The organism is Pseudomonas sp. LBUM1656, from assembly GCF_059716065.1.
Map to the genome: position 1 here is coordinate 6179301 of NZ_CP166800.1, position 14211 is coordinate 6193511.

Here is a 14211-nt window from a genome sequence, read left to right on the forward strand (position 1 = left end):
TGTGATCAGCGAATTAAAGCTGTTGCATCATTTTGCGCACACCGGCCACGTGGCGACGGCTGACGATCAAGGCATCGCCATTGAGGCCTTTGAGGAACAGCTGAAAATGCCCCAAAGGCGTGCGCTGCAAGCGTTCGATGCGTTCGCGAGCGACAAGAGCGTTGCGGTGGATGCGCACGAAACGGTCGCCGAATTCATCTTCCAGGGCCTTGAGCGGCTCATCCAGCAGCACTTCGCCGCCCTCATGGCGCAAGGTCACGTATTTGTGGTCAGCAATGAAGTAGACCACCTGACCCAACGGAATCAGCTCAATGCCTTTACGTGTTCGGGCACTGATATGGCTGCGCGGGCCGCTGCCGCTTTCGGCGGCGGGACGGGTCAGGGCAGCGAGCTGGACGCGATTCGGCCGCTCGGCTTTCTTCAAAGCATCATGTAAATGTTCAGTTCGCACAGGCTTCACCAGATAGCCCACGGCGCTGGCCTGCAGGGCTTCCACGGCAAATTCATCGGGCCCGGTGCAAAACACCACGGCGGGCGGGGTTTCGCGTTCGCACAACCGGGCAGCCACTTGCAGGCCATCAAGGCCTGGCATGCCGATATCGAGCAACACGATATCCGGCTTGTGACTGTCGATCAGCGCTAACGCCTCTTCGCCGTTCGTGGCGCTGGGCTCCAGGACATTGTATCCCTCGAGTTCGCCAACCATTCGGCTCAGGCGCTCGCGGGCTAGGGGTTCGTCATCAACGATCAGGACATTCATATTGCGCTGGATTCCTGCGTGAGTCTCGCACAAGGATAGCGTAGACAGGTGAAGTGACGTCCGTCACCGCGATCCACGCTAAGACTAGCGCGAGGGCCAAAAAGTGCCGCGAGACCGGCGGCTAAATTTTCATCTGCCAAGTGATTGGAGGCTCTGGCCCGCGTAAGCGAGGTATCGCCGTAGGGTTTGCCGATACACAATATGAACACCCCCTCTTCTTATAGTCAGCCGCAGCGCCATGAAGTGCGCTGATCCTACTGTCCTACTGTCCTACTGTAGACGGTTGCAGGGACGATATTGCTCAATCGAAAAATATCGTTGCGCAATTTCCCACAAGGCATGTCCTGAGTATGGACCGCGCCCCGGAAAAAAAACCTGTCGACCAGCGTCAGCGACAGGATTGGCAACCCTGTTATTATCCGCCGCAGCTTCCACCGTCATTTTTTCTTCAGCCGACACGAGCGAATTCATGAGCACTGACAAGACCAATCAGTCCTGGGGCGGCCGCTTCAGTGAACCCGTCGACGCCTTCGTCGCCCGCTTCACCGCCTCCGTCACTTTCGACCAGCGCCTGTATCGCCACGACATCATGGGCTCGATCGCCCACGCCACCATGCTGGCCAAGGTCGGCGTGCTGACCGAAGCCGAGCGCGACAGCATCACCGATGGCCTGAAGACCATCCAGGGTGAAATCGAGGCCGGCCAGTTCGACTGGCGCATCGACCTCGAAGATGTGCACATGAACATCGAGGCGCGCCTCACCGACCGCATCGGCGTGACCGGTAAAAAGCTCCACACCGGTCGCAGCCGCAACGACCAGGTTGCCACCGACATCCGCCTGTGGCTGCGTGACGAGATCGACCTGATCCTGGCGGAAATCACCCGTCTGCAAAAAGGCTTGCTGGAACAGGCCGAGCGCGAAGCCGGCAGCATCATGCCGGGCTTCACCCACCTGCAAACCGCGCAGCCGGTGACCTTCGGGCACCACATGCTGGCCTGGTTCGAAATGCTCAGCCGCGATTACGAGCGTCTGGTCGACTGCCGCAAGCGTACTAACCGCATGCCGCTTGGCAGCGCCGCACTGGCCGGCACCACTTACCCGATTGATCGCGAATACACCGCTCAACTGTTGGGCTTCGATGCGGTCGGCGGCAACTCGCTGGACAACGTGTCCGATCGCGACTTCGCCATCGAGTTCTGCTCGGCCGCGAGCATCGCGATGATGCACTTGTCGCGCTTCTCCGAAGAGCTGGTGCTGTGGACCAGCGCGCAGTTCCAGTTCATCGATCTGCCGGACCGTTTCTGCACCGGCAGCTCGATCATGCCGCAAAAGAAAAACCCGGACGTGCCAGAGCTGGTACGCGGCAAGACCGGTCGCGTCTTCGGCGCGCTGATGGGCCTGCTGACCTTGATGAAGGGCCAGCCACTGGCTTACAACAAAGACAATCAGGAAGACAAGGAACCGCTGTTCGACGCGGCCGATACGCTGCGCGACTCGCTGCGGGCCTTTGCCGACATGATCCCGGCAATCAAGCCCAGGCACGCGATGATGCGCGAAGCGGCGCTGCGGGGTTTCTCCACCGCGACCGACCTGGCTGACTATCTGGTACGCCGTGGCCTGCCGTTCCGTGACTGCCACGAAATCGTTGGCCATGCCGTGAAGTACGGCGTGGAAAGCGGCAAGGACCTGGCGGAAATGAGCCTGGAAGAGCTGCGCAAGTTCAGCGACCAGATCGATCAGGACGTGTTCGCCGTGCTGACCCTGGAAGGCTCGGTGAACGCCCGTGACCATATCGGCGGCACTGCGCCGGCGCAGGTCAAGAAGGCAGTGGCTCGCGGTCAGGCGCTACTCGCCAGCCGCTAAAAGCCAAAAGCTTCGCGAGCAAGCCCGCTCCCACAAGGATCTCTGATCAGCCACAAATGTATGGCCGACAGAGAAACCTGTGGGAGCGGGCTTGCTCGCGAAGGCGATCTTACAAACGCTATAAAAACCTACTTCTTGGACGCGACCATCGCCATAAACGCCGGCATCGCCGCTTCCTTGTCCGCCGCAATCCGCTGCACGTTCGGGTTTTGCTCCAGCCGCTTCAACAGCGCCTTGGCCGCCGGCATCTCGGCCAGCAAATCCAGATCGAACAACTTCTGCGCCACCGCACAGGCCAGCGGCACGCTGTACAGGAAATACAAATCCGCAATGCTCAGATTGTCCCCCGCTGCATAAGGGGAGAACTTGCCATGCCTGCCCAGGGACGCAAACCCCAACAACAGCTCAGCCTTGGTCTTGTCCTTGATCGCCTCCGGCACCTGCATGCCGAAAAACGCCTCGGCGTAGCAGGCGCGCGCCGGCAACTCGATGTACAGCTCGATTTCCTTGGCCAGCGCCAGCACCTGCGCCCGTTCAAACGGATCGCTCGGCAGTAGCGGCGTGCCTTTCTGGCTTTGCTCGATGTATTCGAGGATCACGGCAGTTTCGTTGATGAAGCCTTGCTCGGCGCGCAGAACCGGCACCTTGCCGCGCGGGCTGATGGCCAGCGCCTCCGGGCTTGTCCCCGCATAAAACGGTACTTCTTCGAACGGCACGCCCTTCTCCAGCAGCGCCAGCTTGACCATGTTGTAGTAGTTGCTGACGGAAAAACCATAAAGCTTGAGCATCACATAGCCTCCAGGCCGTGCGGGGTTGGCAGTGCCTGTTTATAGAACGCCGGAGCAATTCCTGCCAGCAGCATCACAGCGCTGAATGCAGGTAAACTGGCCGCCTTAAACTTGAGGAGCCTGCCATGAGCGAGCCAACCGATATCGAAATCGACGAAGAAGAGTTCGCCGAAAACACCCTGATCGAAGCCATCGAAAACCAGATCGAAAGCGACAACCCGCCGGCGGCCAAGGCCACCTTCAACAAGCTGACGCTGGTGGGTTACGAGCGTGAAGAAATCCTAAACCTGATGGCCCACGTGTTAGCGGTAGAAATAGACGCGATCCTCGAAGAAGACCGCGCGTTCAACACCGAATGGTACGAAACAGCACTGCGCGCGTTGCCCGAGCTGCCACCGGAAAAGAAATAACCCAGACCTCAAGGGCGCAGATTCCTGCGGCGAGGGAACTTGCTCCCGCTCGACTGCGAAGCAGTCGCAAAGCTTGGGGCCGCTTCGCGCCCCAGCGGGAGCAAGCTCCTTTGCCACAGAAGCTGACTCACTTCACAACCCGCTCTCCACACAGATTGTCACCAATCTCTCCCGCCTTCCCTCTGCCGCTGACTACACTGAATCCACCCCGCTGCCGCGCCACCCGCCGGGGAACGCATCCCGAGGTGAAAAAACCCTGATGCAGGCACTGGACATGCCGCACGAGTGGGCTCACCTTAGGGGCGCTGTCGTCCAATTCCTAGAAAGTCTGGAGTCCTTATGTCGCTTACCCCTGAGTTGGTTGCCGAACTGGAAATCCTCGCCCTCTTCAACCTGGACAGTTCCCAGGAAGGTTTGAAAATTCATCAAACCGCTGCCCCGAAAGCCATTGCCGCCGCTCAACGCCTGTACGAAAAAGAACTGATCGATCAGCCCGATGGCGGTTATCTGACCAGTCTGGGTCGTGACGCCGCGCAAAATGTACAAACCGTTCTGACGATTCTGAGCGTCCAGGAAACAGCCTGAGTATTAGCGCATCGCCCACGGAAACCCCTGCTACGGGATTTCCGCGGGCACACTTTGTGACCTGCGGTCGCCGCACGGTGTAAATCTGACGTCAAAAAACAAAATCAGCTTAAAAGTCCCGGGCCCGAGGCGCTAAACTGCCCCTCATCCGCAGACCCCACGTCCGTGCCTCGCGAGCCGGTTTGAGCTGACATGACCCGCACCCATGAAATCCGCCCCGATCTGGACGAGGGAATCGACCGCAAGGTTCTCAGCCAGCTGCGCGCACGTTTTCTGAAGCTCAACGAAGGCCGCATGGCCCGCGCCATGGAGGGGTTGTCGACTCGCCAGCAAGCGGTGTTGACGCTGCTGCCGCTGTTCTTCCACGTCAATCACCCGTTGTTGCCAGGCTATGTGTCGGGCAGCACGCCGGCCGGGCTGTCGAATTTCGAGCCTGACGCCAATGCCCTCGCTGAAGCCCAGCGCCTGACCCGATCGTTTTCCTATAAGCCGCGCCACGGCAGCAATCCACCGCGACCGATTCACGGTCTGTTCCTGATGGGCAGCCTCGGCACCCTGGCCCAGGCCGATCAAAGCGACATGGACGTGTGGGTCTGTCACAGACCGGACTTGAGCGAGAACGAACTCGCCGAGCTGCGTAAAAAGTGCCAGTTGCTCGAGGTCTGGGCCGCCAGCCAGGGCGCCGAGGCGCATTTCTTTCTGATCGACCCGGCCCGCTTCATCCTCGGCGAACGCGATACTCAACTGAGTTCGGAAGATTGCGGCACGACCCAGCACTACCTGCTGCTGGACGAGTTCTACCGCACCGCAATCTGGCTGGCCGGTCGCACACCGATCTGGTGGCTGGTGCCGGTCTATGAAGAATCCGCTTACGATCGATACACGCACACGCTGCTGTCCAAACGTTTCATTCGAGCCGACGAGTCGCTGGACCTGGGACATCTGGCCTATATCCCGCCAGGGGAATTTATCGGCGCCGGGCTCTGGCAGTTGTTCAAGGGGATCGAATCGCCATACAAGTCCGTGCTCAAACTGCTGCTGATCGAGGTTTACGCCAGCGAACACCCGAAGGTTCATTGCCTGAGCCTGCGCTTCAAGCAGGCGGTGTTTGCCAATCAACTGGACCTCGACGAGCTCGACCCCTACATCGTCGTTTACCGACGCATCGAGGAATACCTCACCGCGCGTGGCGAGCCGGAGCGCCTGGAGCTGGTACGCCGCGCGTTGTACCTGAAGGTCAACCGCAAGCTCACCGGCAGCAGCCGCGCCCAGAGCTGGCAACGTTCATTGCTTGAGCGACTGGCTCACGAATGGAACTGGGATCCACGGCAACTGGCGCTGCTCGACAGTCGCAGCCAATGGAAAGTCCGCCAGGTCAGCACCGAACGCCGGGCCCTGGTCAACGAGCTGAACCACAGCTACCGCTTTCTGACCCAGTTCGCCCGCAACGAGCAAACCGTCAGCCTGATCAACAAACGCGACCTCAACGTGCTGGGTCGGCGGCTGTATGCAGCCTTTGAGCGTAAAGCGGACAAGGTCGAGTTCATCAACCCCGGCATTGCCCCGGACCTGGCCGAAGACACCCTGACCCTGGTGCAAGCGCCCAATAAGAAAGAACCCGGGCAAACCCAGTGGGGCTTGTATAACGGCAGCCTGACCGCCCACGAGTGGGAACATTTCGCGCCGATCAAGCGCAGCCGCCAATTGCTGGAGCTACTGACCTGGTGCCACCGCAACGGTGTGATCGACAGCAGCACCCGCCTCGCCTTGCACCCCGGCACCAGCGACCTGAGCGAATTTGAACTGTTTAACCTGCTCGGCAGCCTGCAACAAAGCATTGCCCTGCCATTGGCGACCGTCGCCGAAGAGCCGTTGTTGCGTGCCAGTGTGCCGAGTGAAGTGCTGATTCTGGTGAACGTCGGCGTCGATCCGCTCAAGCACCATCGCGACTTGAATATCCTGATGACCACCGAACGCACCGATTCCCTGAGCTACGCCGGCGTGCGGGAAAACCTCGTGCTGACCCTGGACCAGGTCACACTCAACAGCTGGAACGAAGTATTGGTCAACCGTTACGACGGCCCTCATGCCTTGCTCGACTGCCTGCGCGATTACCTCAACAACCTGCCGAGCGGACCCCAACAGCCCAAGCTGCGGGTTCGCTGTTTCTGCCACAACCGCGCGCAATTCATTGCCCGACGGGTCGAAGAGGTCCTCGATACGGCGCAGAACCTGTTGCTGAGCAAGCTCAATCATCGTTACCTGGTTCAGGTCCAGCAGCATTATCACGTGCTGGAGCTGGTGCCCGGCCATGTCAATCACGTCGCCCTCGCCACGCTGCCTGCGCTGTTCGATTACCTGGGTGAAGAACTGGCGAGCTACAGCCCGCTGCACCTGGACCCGATGGCGCTGGAAGACCACGACCTCGCGCTGCTCCTGCCCATGGGACAGCCCGAATGCATTCAGGTGTTCTACCGCATCACCGAACAGCAGGCTGATCTGTACGTCCTGGATGAATTCAATGCCTTGTGGCAGCAGCGTTTGCCGTATCACGACGAGCAAAGCCTGCTGGTGCCGCTGCAACGGTTCCTGCAATCGATCCAGTATCGACGCGACGCCTTGTTGCCGATGAATACCGCCCAGCCCCTGAACCTCGACACGTTGTATTACCAACTATTGCCGTCAGGCCCCGGCCGGGCGCGACGGGTCGAAGCCCGGCCGGCACCGCAAACCCCGATCAACAAACCGTTCTACGACGTGCAGGCGATCATCGGCAAAGCCGCGCCGGGACAGGTGCAAGTCACGTTGTATTGCAATCAGCGGGAGTTTTCAGAGCTGGAATATGGCGACCAGTTGTTCAGCGTGGTTGCCCAGGAAATCGTCGAACAGCGCCGGGAAACCGAGCGCTATCGCTGTTACATCACCGACCTGGACTTGTCGGGCCTGCTCGGTGATGCTCAGAGTTCAAGCAATTTGTACTTGCGCTACAAGGCTGACCTGGAGCGCGCGTTGAATGAGGCGCTCCAGCAGGTCTAAACGGTTTATTCCGGAAAATGACCGCCCTCGGCCGGCTGGGATTCAACTTCCAGCAGGGTCAGTTTGAGGGTTTTGCCACCTGGTGCTGGCCAGTCGATGTGCTGGCCGACCTTCAGACCGAGCAGCGCACTGCCGACCGGCGCCAGGATGGAAATCTTGCCTTCGTCGGCGTTCGCATCCTTGGGGTAGACCAGTGTCAGGTGATAGTCCTTGCCACTGCCTTCTTCGCGGCAATGCACACGGGAATTCATGGTGACGACATCGGCGGGCACTTCATCGTGACCGACCAGGGTATCGGCGCGGTCCAGTTCGGTTTGCAGCGCGATAACGCCCGGCAGCGTGTCATCCAGGCTGTCGATCAGGCGCTCCAGACGTTGCACGTCCAGACGGGTAAGGGTGATGGAAGGTGCGGTCATGATTGAGGCAGACTCCTTTCTTCTGCACAGAAAAAGCAAAACCCCGCCAGAAAAAGGCGGGGTTTTCACGAGCCTCGATGGGTTGAGGCGTTTCTGGACACTATCACAGCTCAATAAATATACAAGTCAGGGCCGACCACACACATCTGTAGCAGCTGGCGAAGCCTGCGTTCGGCTGCGCAGCAGTCGTAAAACCTGAGTGCTCGGTATTCCTGATACACCTTATCGCCTGATCTAACGACTGCTGCGCAGCCGAACGCAGGCTTCGCCAGCTGCTACAGATCGCGCGCAGCGTCAGGTGCAGGATTTGCGCTGTGAGGCCTGGGCGCAGATCACACGACGGCGATCATCATCCGCCGAGCGCCACTCGCGGATGTCTTCGACATGGCGAAAACACCCGAGGCAGACCTTCTGCTCGTCCAGCCGACACACACCGCTGCACGGCGAGGGCACCGCCGGGCTGACATTGCTGTAGAGCGGTTTGGGCGGACGGACGGGTGCAGGTTGCGTCACGATCTCACAGACCTTCGAAATCGAGTTCGACACCAGCCTGCTGCTTGACGATGCGCTCAAGCATTTCGCCCAACTGCTCTTCGCTCTTGTCGCACATCCAGCGCTCGCTCTCGGCGTCGTAATCGAAGTGGAAACCACCCGAGACGGCCGCGAGCCACAGCTGACGCAGCGGCTCCTGGCGACTGAAGATCAACTGGCTGCCGTTCTCGAACTTGACGGTGAGCACACCGGCCGAGCTCTCCAGATCAATATCCAGGTCGCTGTCATCGAAAATATCTTCCAGCGTTTGCTGGGTGGCATCGACCAGGTCGTGGAAACGGGCTTCGGTCAAACTCATTGCGGCAACCTCAAAAAGTGTCTGTTCACGCTCAAGCGCCGCAAGATACGGGCGAGCCCCGGTGATTGCAAAGGATAACCGACAGATCACGAAACCTGTGGGAGCGGGCTGCTCGCGAAATCGCTGTGTCAGTCATCATTGATATCAACTGACACACCGCTTTCGCGAGCAAGCCCGCTCCCACAATGGATTGCACATAACTGACTGGCATCGAGCGTAGCCCCGCCGGACGGGAGCCCCGTCGCATAGGCAATCCGCCGGGTGGCCGGTATACTCCGGCGCAATTAACGTATTTTCAAGGATTTCGCCATGAAGCGCTTGATCTCTTCCCTTGCCGCGCTCCTCGCGGTTGCCTGCCTTGTGTCGGCCTGTGGTCAAAAAGGCCCGCTGTACCTGCCTGACGACTCCCAGGACCCTGCCGAGCAAGCCAAGTCGTCGCAAAAGCAGCCTGCTTCCAAAGCACACAAGCACGACGTCTACCAATAAGGGAACGCCATGGACGCTTTTAACTACCGTGACGGTGAGCTGTTCGCGGAAGGTGTTGCCCTGTCCGCCATCGCCGAGCGCTTTGGCACACCGACTTACGTCTACTCCCGCGCCCACATCGAAGCCCAGTACCTGGCTTACGCCGATGCGCTGGCCGGCATGCCGCACCTGGTCTGCTTTGCGGTCAAGGCCAACTCCAACCTGGGTGTACTGAATGTCCTGGCGCGCTTGGGTGCCGGTTTTGACATCGTTTCCCGTGGCGAGCTGGAACGCGTACTGGCCGCTGGCGGCAGCGCCGACAAGATTGTGTTCTCCGGTGTCGGCAAGACCCGTGACGACATGCGTCGCGCCCTGGAAGTTGGCGTCCATTGCTTCAACGTCGAATCCACCGATGAGCTGGAGCGTTTGCAAGTGGTCGCCGCCGAGCTGGGCGTTCGCGCGCCGATCTCGCTGCGGGTGAACCCGGACGTCGACGCCGGCACGCACCCGTACATTTCCACCGGTCTCAAAGAGAACAAGTTCGGCATCGCCATCGCCGACGCCGAGGACGTGTACATCCGCGCCGCGCAGCTGCCGAACCTGGAAGTGGTCGGTGTCGATTGCCACATCGGTTCGCAACTGACCACCCTGCCCCCCTTCATCGACGCCCTCGACCGCCTGCTGGGCCTCGTCGACCGCCTTGGCGATTGCGGCATCTACCTGCGCCACATTGATCTCGGTGGCGGTCTGGGCGTGCGTTATCGCGATGAAGAGCCGCCATTGGCCGCTGACTACATCAAAGCCGTGCGCGAGCGTCTCGACGGTCGCGATCTGGCGCTGGTGTTCGAGCCGGGCCGCTTCATCGTCGCCAACGCTGGCGTGCTGCTGACTCAGGTCGAGTACCTCAAGCACACCGAACACAAAGATTTCGCCATCGTCGACGCGGCCATGAACGACCTGATCCGCCCGGCACTGTATCAAGCCTGGATGGACGTCACCGCCGTGCGCCCGCGCACTACTGTGGCTCGCGCCTACGACATCGTCGGCCCGATCTGCGAAACCGGCGACTTCCTGGCCAAGGATCGTGATCTGGCCCTGGAAGAAGGCGATCTGCTGGCTGTGCATTCGGCCGGTGCCTACGGGTTTGTCATGAGTTCCAACTACAACACCCGCGGCCGCGCCGCTGAAGTGTTGGTGGACGGTGATCAGGCATTTGAAGTGCGTCGCCGTGAGACGGTAGCCGAGTTGTTTGCTGGCGAAAGCCTGCTGCCGGAGTAATCCCATGCTGCTGCGTTTTACCAAGATGCACGGCCTGGGCAATGACTTCATGGTCCTCGACCTGGTCAGCCAGCATGCGCACATCCTGCCCAAGCACGCCAAACAATGGGGCGACCGGCACACCGGCATCGGTTTCGACCAGTTGCTGATCGTCGAAGCACCGAGCAACCCGGACGTGGATTTCCGTTATCGGATCTTCAACTCCGACGGCTCAGAAGTGGAACAGTGCGGCAACGGTGCGCGCTGTTTCGCCCGCTTCGTGCTCGACAAGCGCCTGACCGCCAAGCGGCAGATTCGCGTCGAGACCAAAAGCGGCATTATCGAACTGGATATCCGCAGCGACGGCCAGATCGGTGTCAACATGGGCGCACCACGCCTGGTGCCGGCCGAGATTCCATTCGAGGCGCCAGAACAGGCACTCAGCTATAAGCTCGATGTCGAGGGTGCGACGATTGAACTGGCCGCCGTGTCCATGGGCAACCCCCATGCCGTGCTGCGGGTCAGCGACATCAACAACGCACCGGTGCATGAACTGGGGCCGAAAATCGAACACCACCCGCGCTTCCCGGCGCGGGTCAACGTCGGTTTTCTCCAGGTCATCGACCGCAACCGTGCGCAGTTACGCGTCTGGGAACGTGGCGCCGGGGAAACCCAGGCCTGCGGCACCGGCGCGTGCGCTGCCGCAGTGGCCGCGATCAGCCAGGGGTGGATGGATTCGCCGCTATTGATCGACCTGCCCGGCGGGCGTTTGTCCATTGAATGGGCAGGCCCTGGCCAGCCGGTCATGATGACCGGCCCGGCAGTCCGCGTTTATGAAGGACAAGTGCGTCTTTGAGAGAGTTGAATCCATGAAAGATAAGCCCCAGGTTCCCGCCCAACAGCCCGACGAATCCTCTTCCGAAAGCCTTGAGGCGGCGGCGATTGCCGCGTACCTGGAGGCTCATCCGGATTTCTTCGTCGAGCACGAAGAACTGCTCCCGGACTTGCGCATTCCGCACCAGCGCGGCGATACCGTTTCGCTGGTCGAGCGCCAGATGAAGATCCTGCGCGACCGCAACATCGAGCTGCGTCATCGCCTCTCGCACTTGATGGACGTGGCCCGCGACAACGACCGCCTCTTCGACAAGACCCGCCGCCTGATTCTCGCGCTGATGGACGCCAACAGCCTGGAAGACGTGGTGATCAGCGTCGAAGACAGTCTGCGCCAGGACTTCCAGGTGCCTTTTGTCAGCCTGATCCTGCTGGGCGACAATCCCATGCCGGTGGGCCGCTGGGTCACCCATGCCGACGCGCAAACGGCCATTGGCGGCTTGCTCTCGGAAGACAAAAGCGTCAGCGGCAGCCTGCGTGAGCACGAACTGGACTTCCTGTTCGGCGAAGAACAGCGCAAGCAGATCGGCTCCACCGCCGTCGTCGCCATCAGCTATCAAGGCATCCACGGCGTCCTGGCTATCGCCAGTCGCGACCCGCAGCACTATAAAAGCTCGGTCGGCACGCTGTTCCTCAGCTACATCGCCGAAGTCATGGGCCGCGTCCTGCCTCGGGTCAACAGCTCCCTGCGCTCGGTACGCTGACCATGGAACGGCAACTGGACGCTTACTGCGAACACCTGCGCAGTGAGCGACAGGTGTCGCCCCACACGCTGTACGCCTACCGCCGCGACCTCGACAAAGTGCTGGGCTGGTGCGTCAAACAGAACATCAGCAGCTGGGCCGCACTGGATATTCAGCGTCTGCGCAGCCTGATCGCACGCCTGCATTCACAGGGCCAGTCTTCCCGCAGCCTGGCGCGGCTGCTGTCGGCCGTGCGTGGGCTCTATCACTACCTGAACCGCGAAGGCCTGTGCGATCACGATCCGGCCAACGGCCTGGCGCCGCCCAAGGGCGAACGGCGCCTGCCGAAAACCCTCGATACCGACCGTGCACTGCAACTGCTTGAAGGCGCGGTGGAGGATGATTTCCTGGCACGTCGAGACCAGGCGATTCTGGAGCTGTTCTATTCCTCCGGTTTGCGGCTGTCGGAGCTGACCGGACTCAATCTAAATCAGCTGGATCTGGCCGACGGCATGGTTCAGGTACTCGGCAAGGGCAGCAAGACTCGACTGCTTCCCGTGGGCAAAAAAGCCCGCGAAGCCCTGGAATTGTGGCTGCCCTTGCGGGCCATGACCAACCCGGCGGATGACGCGGTGTTTGTCAGCCAGCAAGGCCGGCGCCTCGGCCCGCGGGCGATTCAGGTGCGGGTCAAGGCCGCCGGCGAGCGCGAGCTGGGGCAAAACCTGCACCCGCACATGCTGCGGCACTCCTTTGCCAGCCATTTGCTCGAATCCTCGCAGGACTTGCGCGCCGTTCAGGAATTGCTCGGCCACTCGGACATCAAGACCACCCAGATCTACACCCACCTGGACTTCCAGCATCTGGCGACGGTCTACGACAGCGCCCATCCACGGGCCAAACGCATTAAGGGCGATGATTCATGACCATCCAATTGATCACCTTCGACCTCGACGACACCCTGTGGGACACCGCCCCGGTGATCGTCAGCGCCGAAGCCATACTGCGTGAATGGCTGACCGAACATGCACCGAACCTGGGCGCGGTGCCGGTGGAGCATTTGTGGGCCATTCGTGAACGGATCCTGACCAGCGAACCGAGCCTCAAACACCGTATCAGCGCGTTGCGCCGCCGAGTGTTGTTCCATGCACTGGAAGAATCCGGTTACGACCACGGTCAGGCTTCGGACCTGGCTGACAAGGGTTTTGAAGTGTTCCTGCATGCCCGGCATCAAATTGAGGTGTTCCCCGAAGTCGAGCCGACACTGGAAACACTGGCCAAGCATTACGCCTTGGGCGTAGTCACCAATGGCAACGCCGATGTACGCCGTCTGGGGCTGGCGGATTACTTCAAGTTTGCGTTGTGCGCCGAAGACATCGGCATCGCCAAGCCCGATGCGCGCCTGTTTCATGAGGCGTTGCAGCGTGGCGGGGCGACGGCGGAGACGGCGGTGCATATCGGCGATCATCCGGGGGATGACATTGCCGGGGCGCAGCAGGCGGGGTTGCGGGCGATCTGGTTTAACCCGACGGGCAAGGTTTGGGAAACCGAGAAGACGCCGGATGCGGAGATTCGCAGCTTGACCGAGTTGCCGGCGTTGTTGGCCCTCTGGAACGCCCGGCACTGATCCTGCGTAGTACACCAATCCAATGTGGGAGCGGGCTTGCTCGCGAAAGCGGAGTGTCAGTCACACCAATGCTGACTGACACGGCCTCTTCGCGAGCAAGCCCGCTCCCACAGGGAAAGTGCCAAGCCGAAAAAATTTGTTTCAGACATGAAAAAGCCCGCAGCGACGGCGGGCTTTTTCGCAAGCAAGGGCAGACGCTTAGATAGGCCGGCTGCCGTACTTGTTGTCAGGCTTCTTGGGAGGATCGGCGACCACATTGGCCTCCACTTCCTGCACCTTGCCGCCCTTGGCCAAAAACTCTTCCATGGCCCGCGCCAGAGCATCGCGTTCCTTGTTCTTGGCTTCGACGCTCGGCAGTTCATCGACCGATACCGCTGCCTTGGCTTTGCCTTTGGCGGTAGGGGCCGGCGTATCTTCGCCACCGTCGTCTTCAACGACGTCGTCCGTCGCCGCTTCCAGACCTTCTTCGGCCTCGTCTTCGTCGCCTACTTCGAGGTCGTCGTTTTCCAGATCATCGTCGCTCATGTTCTACCTCATGACTTGCGAAAAGCAGATTAGTTATAGCCCAGCTTCACCGTCTGT

16 protein-coding genes are annotated in these 14211 nt (G+C 60.5%); 10 read left to right on the forward strand and 6 right to left on the reverse strand.

What is annotated here, in order from left to right; genetic code table 11:
* Positions 1 to 13 precede the first annotated feature (13 nt).
* Complete coding sequence (locus tag ACA072_RS28085; RefSeq protein ID WP_109635818.1) at positions 14 to 760, reverse strand: LytR/AlgR family response regulator transcription factor; 747 nt, start codon at positions 758 to 760, stop codon at positions 14 to 16.
* A 469-nt stretch (positions 761 to 1229) separates the two neighbouring features.
* Between ACA072_RS28085 and argH the strand changes: the two genes are divergently transcribed.
* Entirely contained in the window at positions 1230 to 2624 is a 1395-nt protein-coding gene (gene argH / locus ACA072_RS28090; protein WP_497622000.1) for an argininosuccinate lyase, read from the forward strand.
* Between the two features lie 128 nt (positions 2625 to 2752).
* Here the strand turns inward: argH and ACA072_RS28095 are convergent, their stop codons facing one another.
* Positions 2753 to 3412 carry a glutathione S-transferase family protein gene (locus tag ACA072_RS28095; RefSeq protein WP_497622002.1) on the reverse strand — a complete coding sequence of 220 codons (660 nt, stop codon included), beginning with the start codon at positions 3410 to 3412 and terminating at the stop codon, positions 2753 to 2755.
* Between the two features lie 125 nt (positions 3413 to 3537).
* Between ACA072_RS28095 and ACA072_RS28100 the strand changes: the two genes are divergently transcribed.
* The 3 genes from ACA072_RS28100 to ACA072_RS28110 all read left to right on the forward strand — a co-directional run bounded on the left by ACA072_RS28100 (position 3538) and on the right by ACA072_RS28110 (position 7443).
* Complete coding sequence (locus ACA072_RS28100) at positions 3538 to 3822, forward strand: hypothetical protein (RefSeq protein ID WP_007894899.1); 285 nt, start codon at positions 3538 to 3540, stop codon at positions 3820 to 3822.
* Positions 3823 to 4161: 339 nt separating this feature from the next.
* Positions 4162 to 4407 (forward strand): TIGR02647 family protein, encoded by a 246-nt coding sequence (locus tag ACA072_RS28105; protein WP_094470036.1) that lies wholly within the window; start codon positions 4162 to 4164, stop codon positions 4405 to 4407.
* 192 nt (positions 4408 to 4599) lie between these two features.
* Positions 4600 to 7443 carry a class I adenylate cyclase gene (locus ACA072_RS28110; RefSeq protein WP_497622004.1) on the forward strand — a complete coding sequence of 948 codons (2844 nt, stop codon included), beginning with the start codon at positions 4600 to 4602 and terminating at the stop codon, positions 7441 to 7443.
* Between the two features lie 5 nt (positions 7444 to 7448).
* Here the strand turns inward: ACA072_RS28110 and rnk are convergent, their stop codons facing one another.
* From rnk to cyaY, 3 genes are all read right to left on the reverse strand, one after another.
* Positions 7449 to 7859 (reverse strand): nucleoside diphosphate kinase regulator, encoded by a 411-nt coding sequence (rnk, locus tag ACA072_RS28115; protein ID WP_046045088.1) that lies wholly within the window; start codon positions 7857 to 7859, stop codon positions 7449 to 7451.
* A 294-nt stretch (positions 7860 to 8153) separates the two neighbouring features.
* Positions 8154 to 8372, reverse strand: a complete 219-nt coding sequence (locus ACA072_RS28120) for a DUF1289 domain-containing protein (protein WP_497622006.1) — start codon at positions 8370 to 8372, stop codon at positions 8154 to 8156.
* Between the two features lie 4 nt (positions 8373 to 8376).
* Positions 8377 to 8709 carry an iron donor protein CyaY gene (gene cyaY, locus ACA072_RS28125; RefSeq protein WP_497622008.1) on the reverse strand — a complete coding sequence of 111 codons (333 nt, stop codon included), beginning with the start codon at positions 8707 to 8709 and terminating at the stop codon, positions 8377 to 8379.
* Positions 8710 to 9018: 309 nt separating this feature from the next.
* Here cyaY and lptM point away from each other — a divergent pair, with 309 nt between their 5' ends.
* The 6 genes from lptM to ACA072_RS28155 are packed head-to-tail and all read left to right on the forward strand — an operon-like array spanning position 9019 to position 13629.
* Complete coding sequence (gene lptM / locus ACA072_RS28130) at positions 9019 to 9195, forward strand: LPS translocon maturation chaperone LptM (protein ID WP_149630712.1); 177 nt, start codon at positions 9019 to 9021, stop codon at positions 9193 to 9195.
* 9 nt (positions 9196 to 9204) lie between these two features.
* Entirely contained in the window at positions 9205 to 10452 is a 1248-nt protein-coding gene (gene lysA / locus ACA072_RS28135) for a diaminopimelate decarboxylase (RefSeq protein WP_497622010.1), read from the forward strand.
* A gap of 4 nt (positions 10453 to 10456) precedes the next feature.
* Positions 10457 to 11287 carry a diaminopimelate epimerase gene (gene dapF, locus ACA072_RS28140; protein ID WP_497622011.1) on the forward strand — a complete coding sequence of 277 codons (831 nt, stop codon included), beginning with the start codon at positions 10457 to 10459 and terminating at the stop codon, positions 11285 to 11287.
* 13 nt (positions 11288 to 11300) lie between these two features.
* The gene (locus ACA072_RS28145; protein WP_497449421.1) at positions 11301 to 12026 is read left to right on the forward strand and encodes a DUF484 family protein; all 726 of its coding nucleotides are present in this window, start codon (positions 11301 to 11303) and stop codon (positions 12024 to 12026) included.
* A gap of 2 nt (positions 12027 to 12028) precedes the next feature.
* The gene (gene xerC / locus ACA072_RS28150) at positions 12029 to 12928 is read left to right on the forward strand and encodes a tyrosine recombinase XerC (protein WP_497622013.1); all 900 of its coding nucleotides are present in this window, start codon (positions 12029 to 12031) and stop codon (positions 12926 to 12928) included.
* Positions 12925 to 13629, forward strand: a complete 705-nt coding sequence (locus ACA072_RS28155) for an HAD family hydrolase (protein ID WP_497622015.1) — start codon at positions 12925 to 12927, stop codon at positions 13627 to 13629. Before xerC ends, ACA072_RS28155 begins: the two co-directional genes overlap by 4 nt.
* Before the next feature lie 198 nt (positions 13630 to 13827).
* On the opposite strand, the gene sutA is transcribed toward ACA072_RS28155, so the two are convergent.
* Positions 13828 to 14154, reverse strand: a complete 327-nt coding sequence (gene sutA / locus ACA072_RS28160; RefSeq protein ID WP_497622017.1) for a dormancy-specific transcriptional regulator SutA — start codon at positions 14152 to 14154, stop codon at positions 13828 to 13830.
* Positions 14155 to 14211 lie beyond the last annotated feature (57 nt).

What these genes read in the sequence shown, in the direction of transcription:
- ACA072_RS28085 (WP_109635818.1), bottom strand. Translation starts at nt 760, where the DNA reads ATGAATGTCCTGATCGTTGATGACGAACCCCTAGCCCGCGAGCGCCTG.
- argH (WP_497622000.1), top strand. Translation starts at nt 1,230, where the DNA reads ATGAGCACTGACAAGACCAATCAGTCCTGGGGCGGCCGCTTCAGTGAA.
- ACA072_RS28095 (WP_497622002.1), bottom strand. Translation starts at nt 3,412, where the DNA reads ATGCTCAAGCTTTATGGTTTTTCCGTCAGCAACTACTACAACATGGTC.
- ACA072_RS28100 (WP_007894899.1), top strand. Translation starts at nt 3,538, where the DNA reads ATGAGCGAGCCAACCGATATCGAAATCGACGAAGAAGAGTTCGCCGAA.
- ACA072_RS28105 (WP_094470036.1), top strand. Translation starts at nt 4,162, where the DNA reads ATGTCGCTTACCCCTGAGTTGGTTGCCGAACTGGAAATCCTCGCCCTC.
- ACA072_RS28110 (WP_497622004.1), top strand. Translation starts at nt 4,600, where the DNA reads ATGACCCGCACCCATGAAATCCGCCCCGATCTGGACGAGGGAATCGAC.
- rnk (WP_046045088.1), bottom strand. Translation starts at nt 7,859, where the DNA reads ATGACCGCACCTTCCATCACCCTTACCCGTCTGGACGTGCAACGTCTG.
- cyaY (WP_497622008.1), bottom strand. Translation starts at nt 8,709, where the DNA reads ATGAGTTTGACCGAAGCCCGTTTCCACGACCTGGTCGATGCCACCCAG.
- lptM (WP_149630712.1), top strand. Translation starts at nt 9,019, where the DNA reads ATGAAGCGCTTGATCTCTTCCCTTGCCGCGCTCCTCGCGGTTGCCTGC.
- lysA (WP_497622010.1), top strand. Translation starts at nt 9,205, where the DNA reads ATGGACGCTTTTAACTACCGTGACGGTGAGCTGTTCGCGGAAGGTGTT.
- dapF (WP_497622011.1), top strand. Translation starts at nt 10,457, where the DNA reads ATGCTGCTGCGTTTTACCAAGATGCACGGCCTGGGCAATGACTTCATG.
- ACA072_RS28145 (WP_497449421.1), top strand. Translation starts at nt 11,301, where the DNA reads ATGAAAGATAAGCCCCAGGTTCCCGCCCAACAGCCCGACGAATCCTCT.
- xerC (WP_497622013.1), top strand. Translation starts at nt 12,029, where the DNA reads ATGGAACGGCAACTGGACGCTTACTGCGAACACCTGCGCAGTGAGCGA.
- ACA072_RS28155 (WP_497622015.1), top strand. Translation starts at nt 12,925, where the DNA reads ATGACCATCCAATTGATCACCTTCGACCTCGACGACACCCTGTGGGAC.
- sutA (WP_497622017.1), bottom strand. Translation starts at nt 14,154, where the DNA reads ATGAGCGACGATGATCTGGAAAACGACGACCTCGAAGTAGGCGACGAA.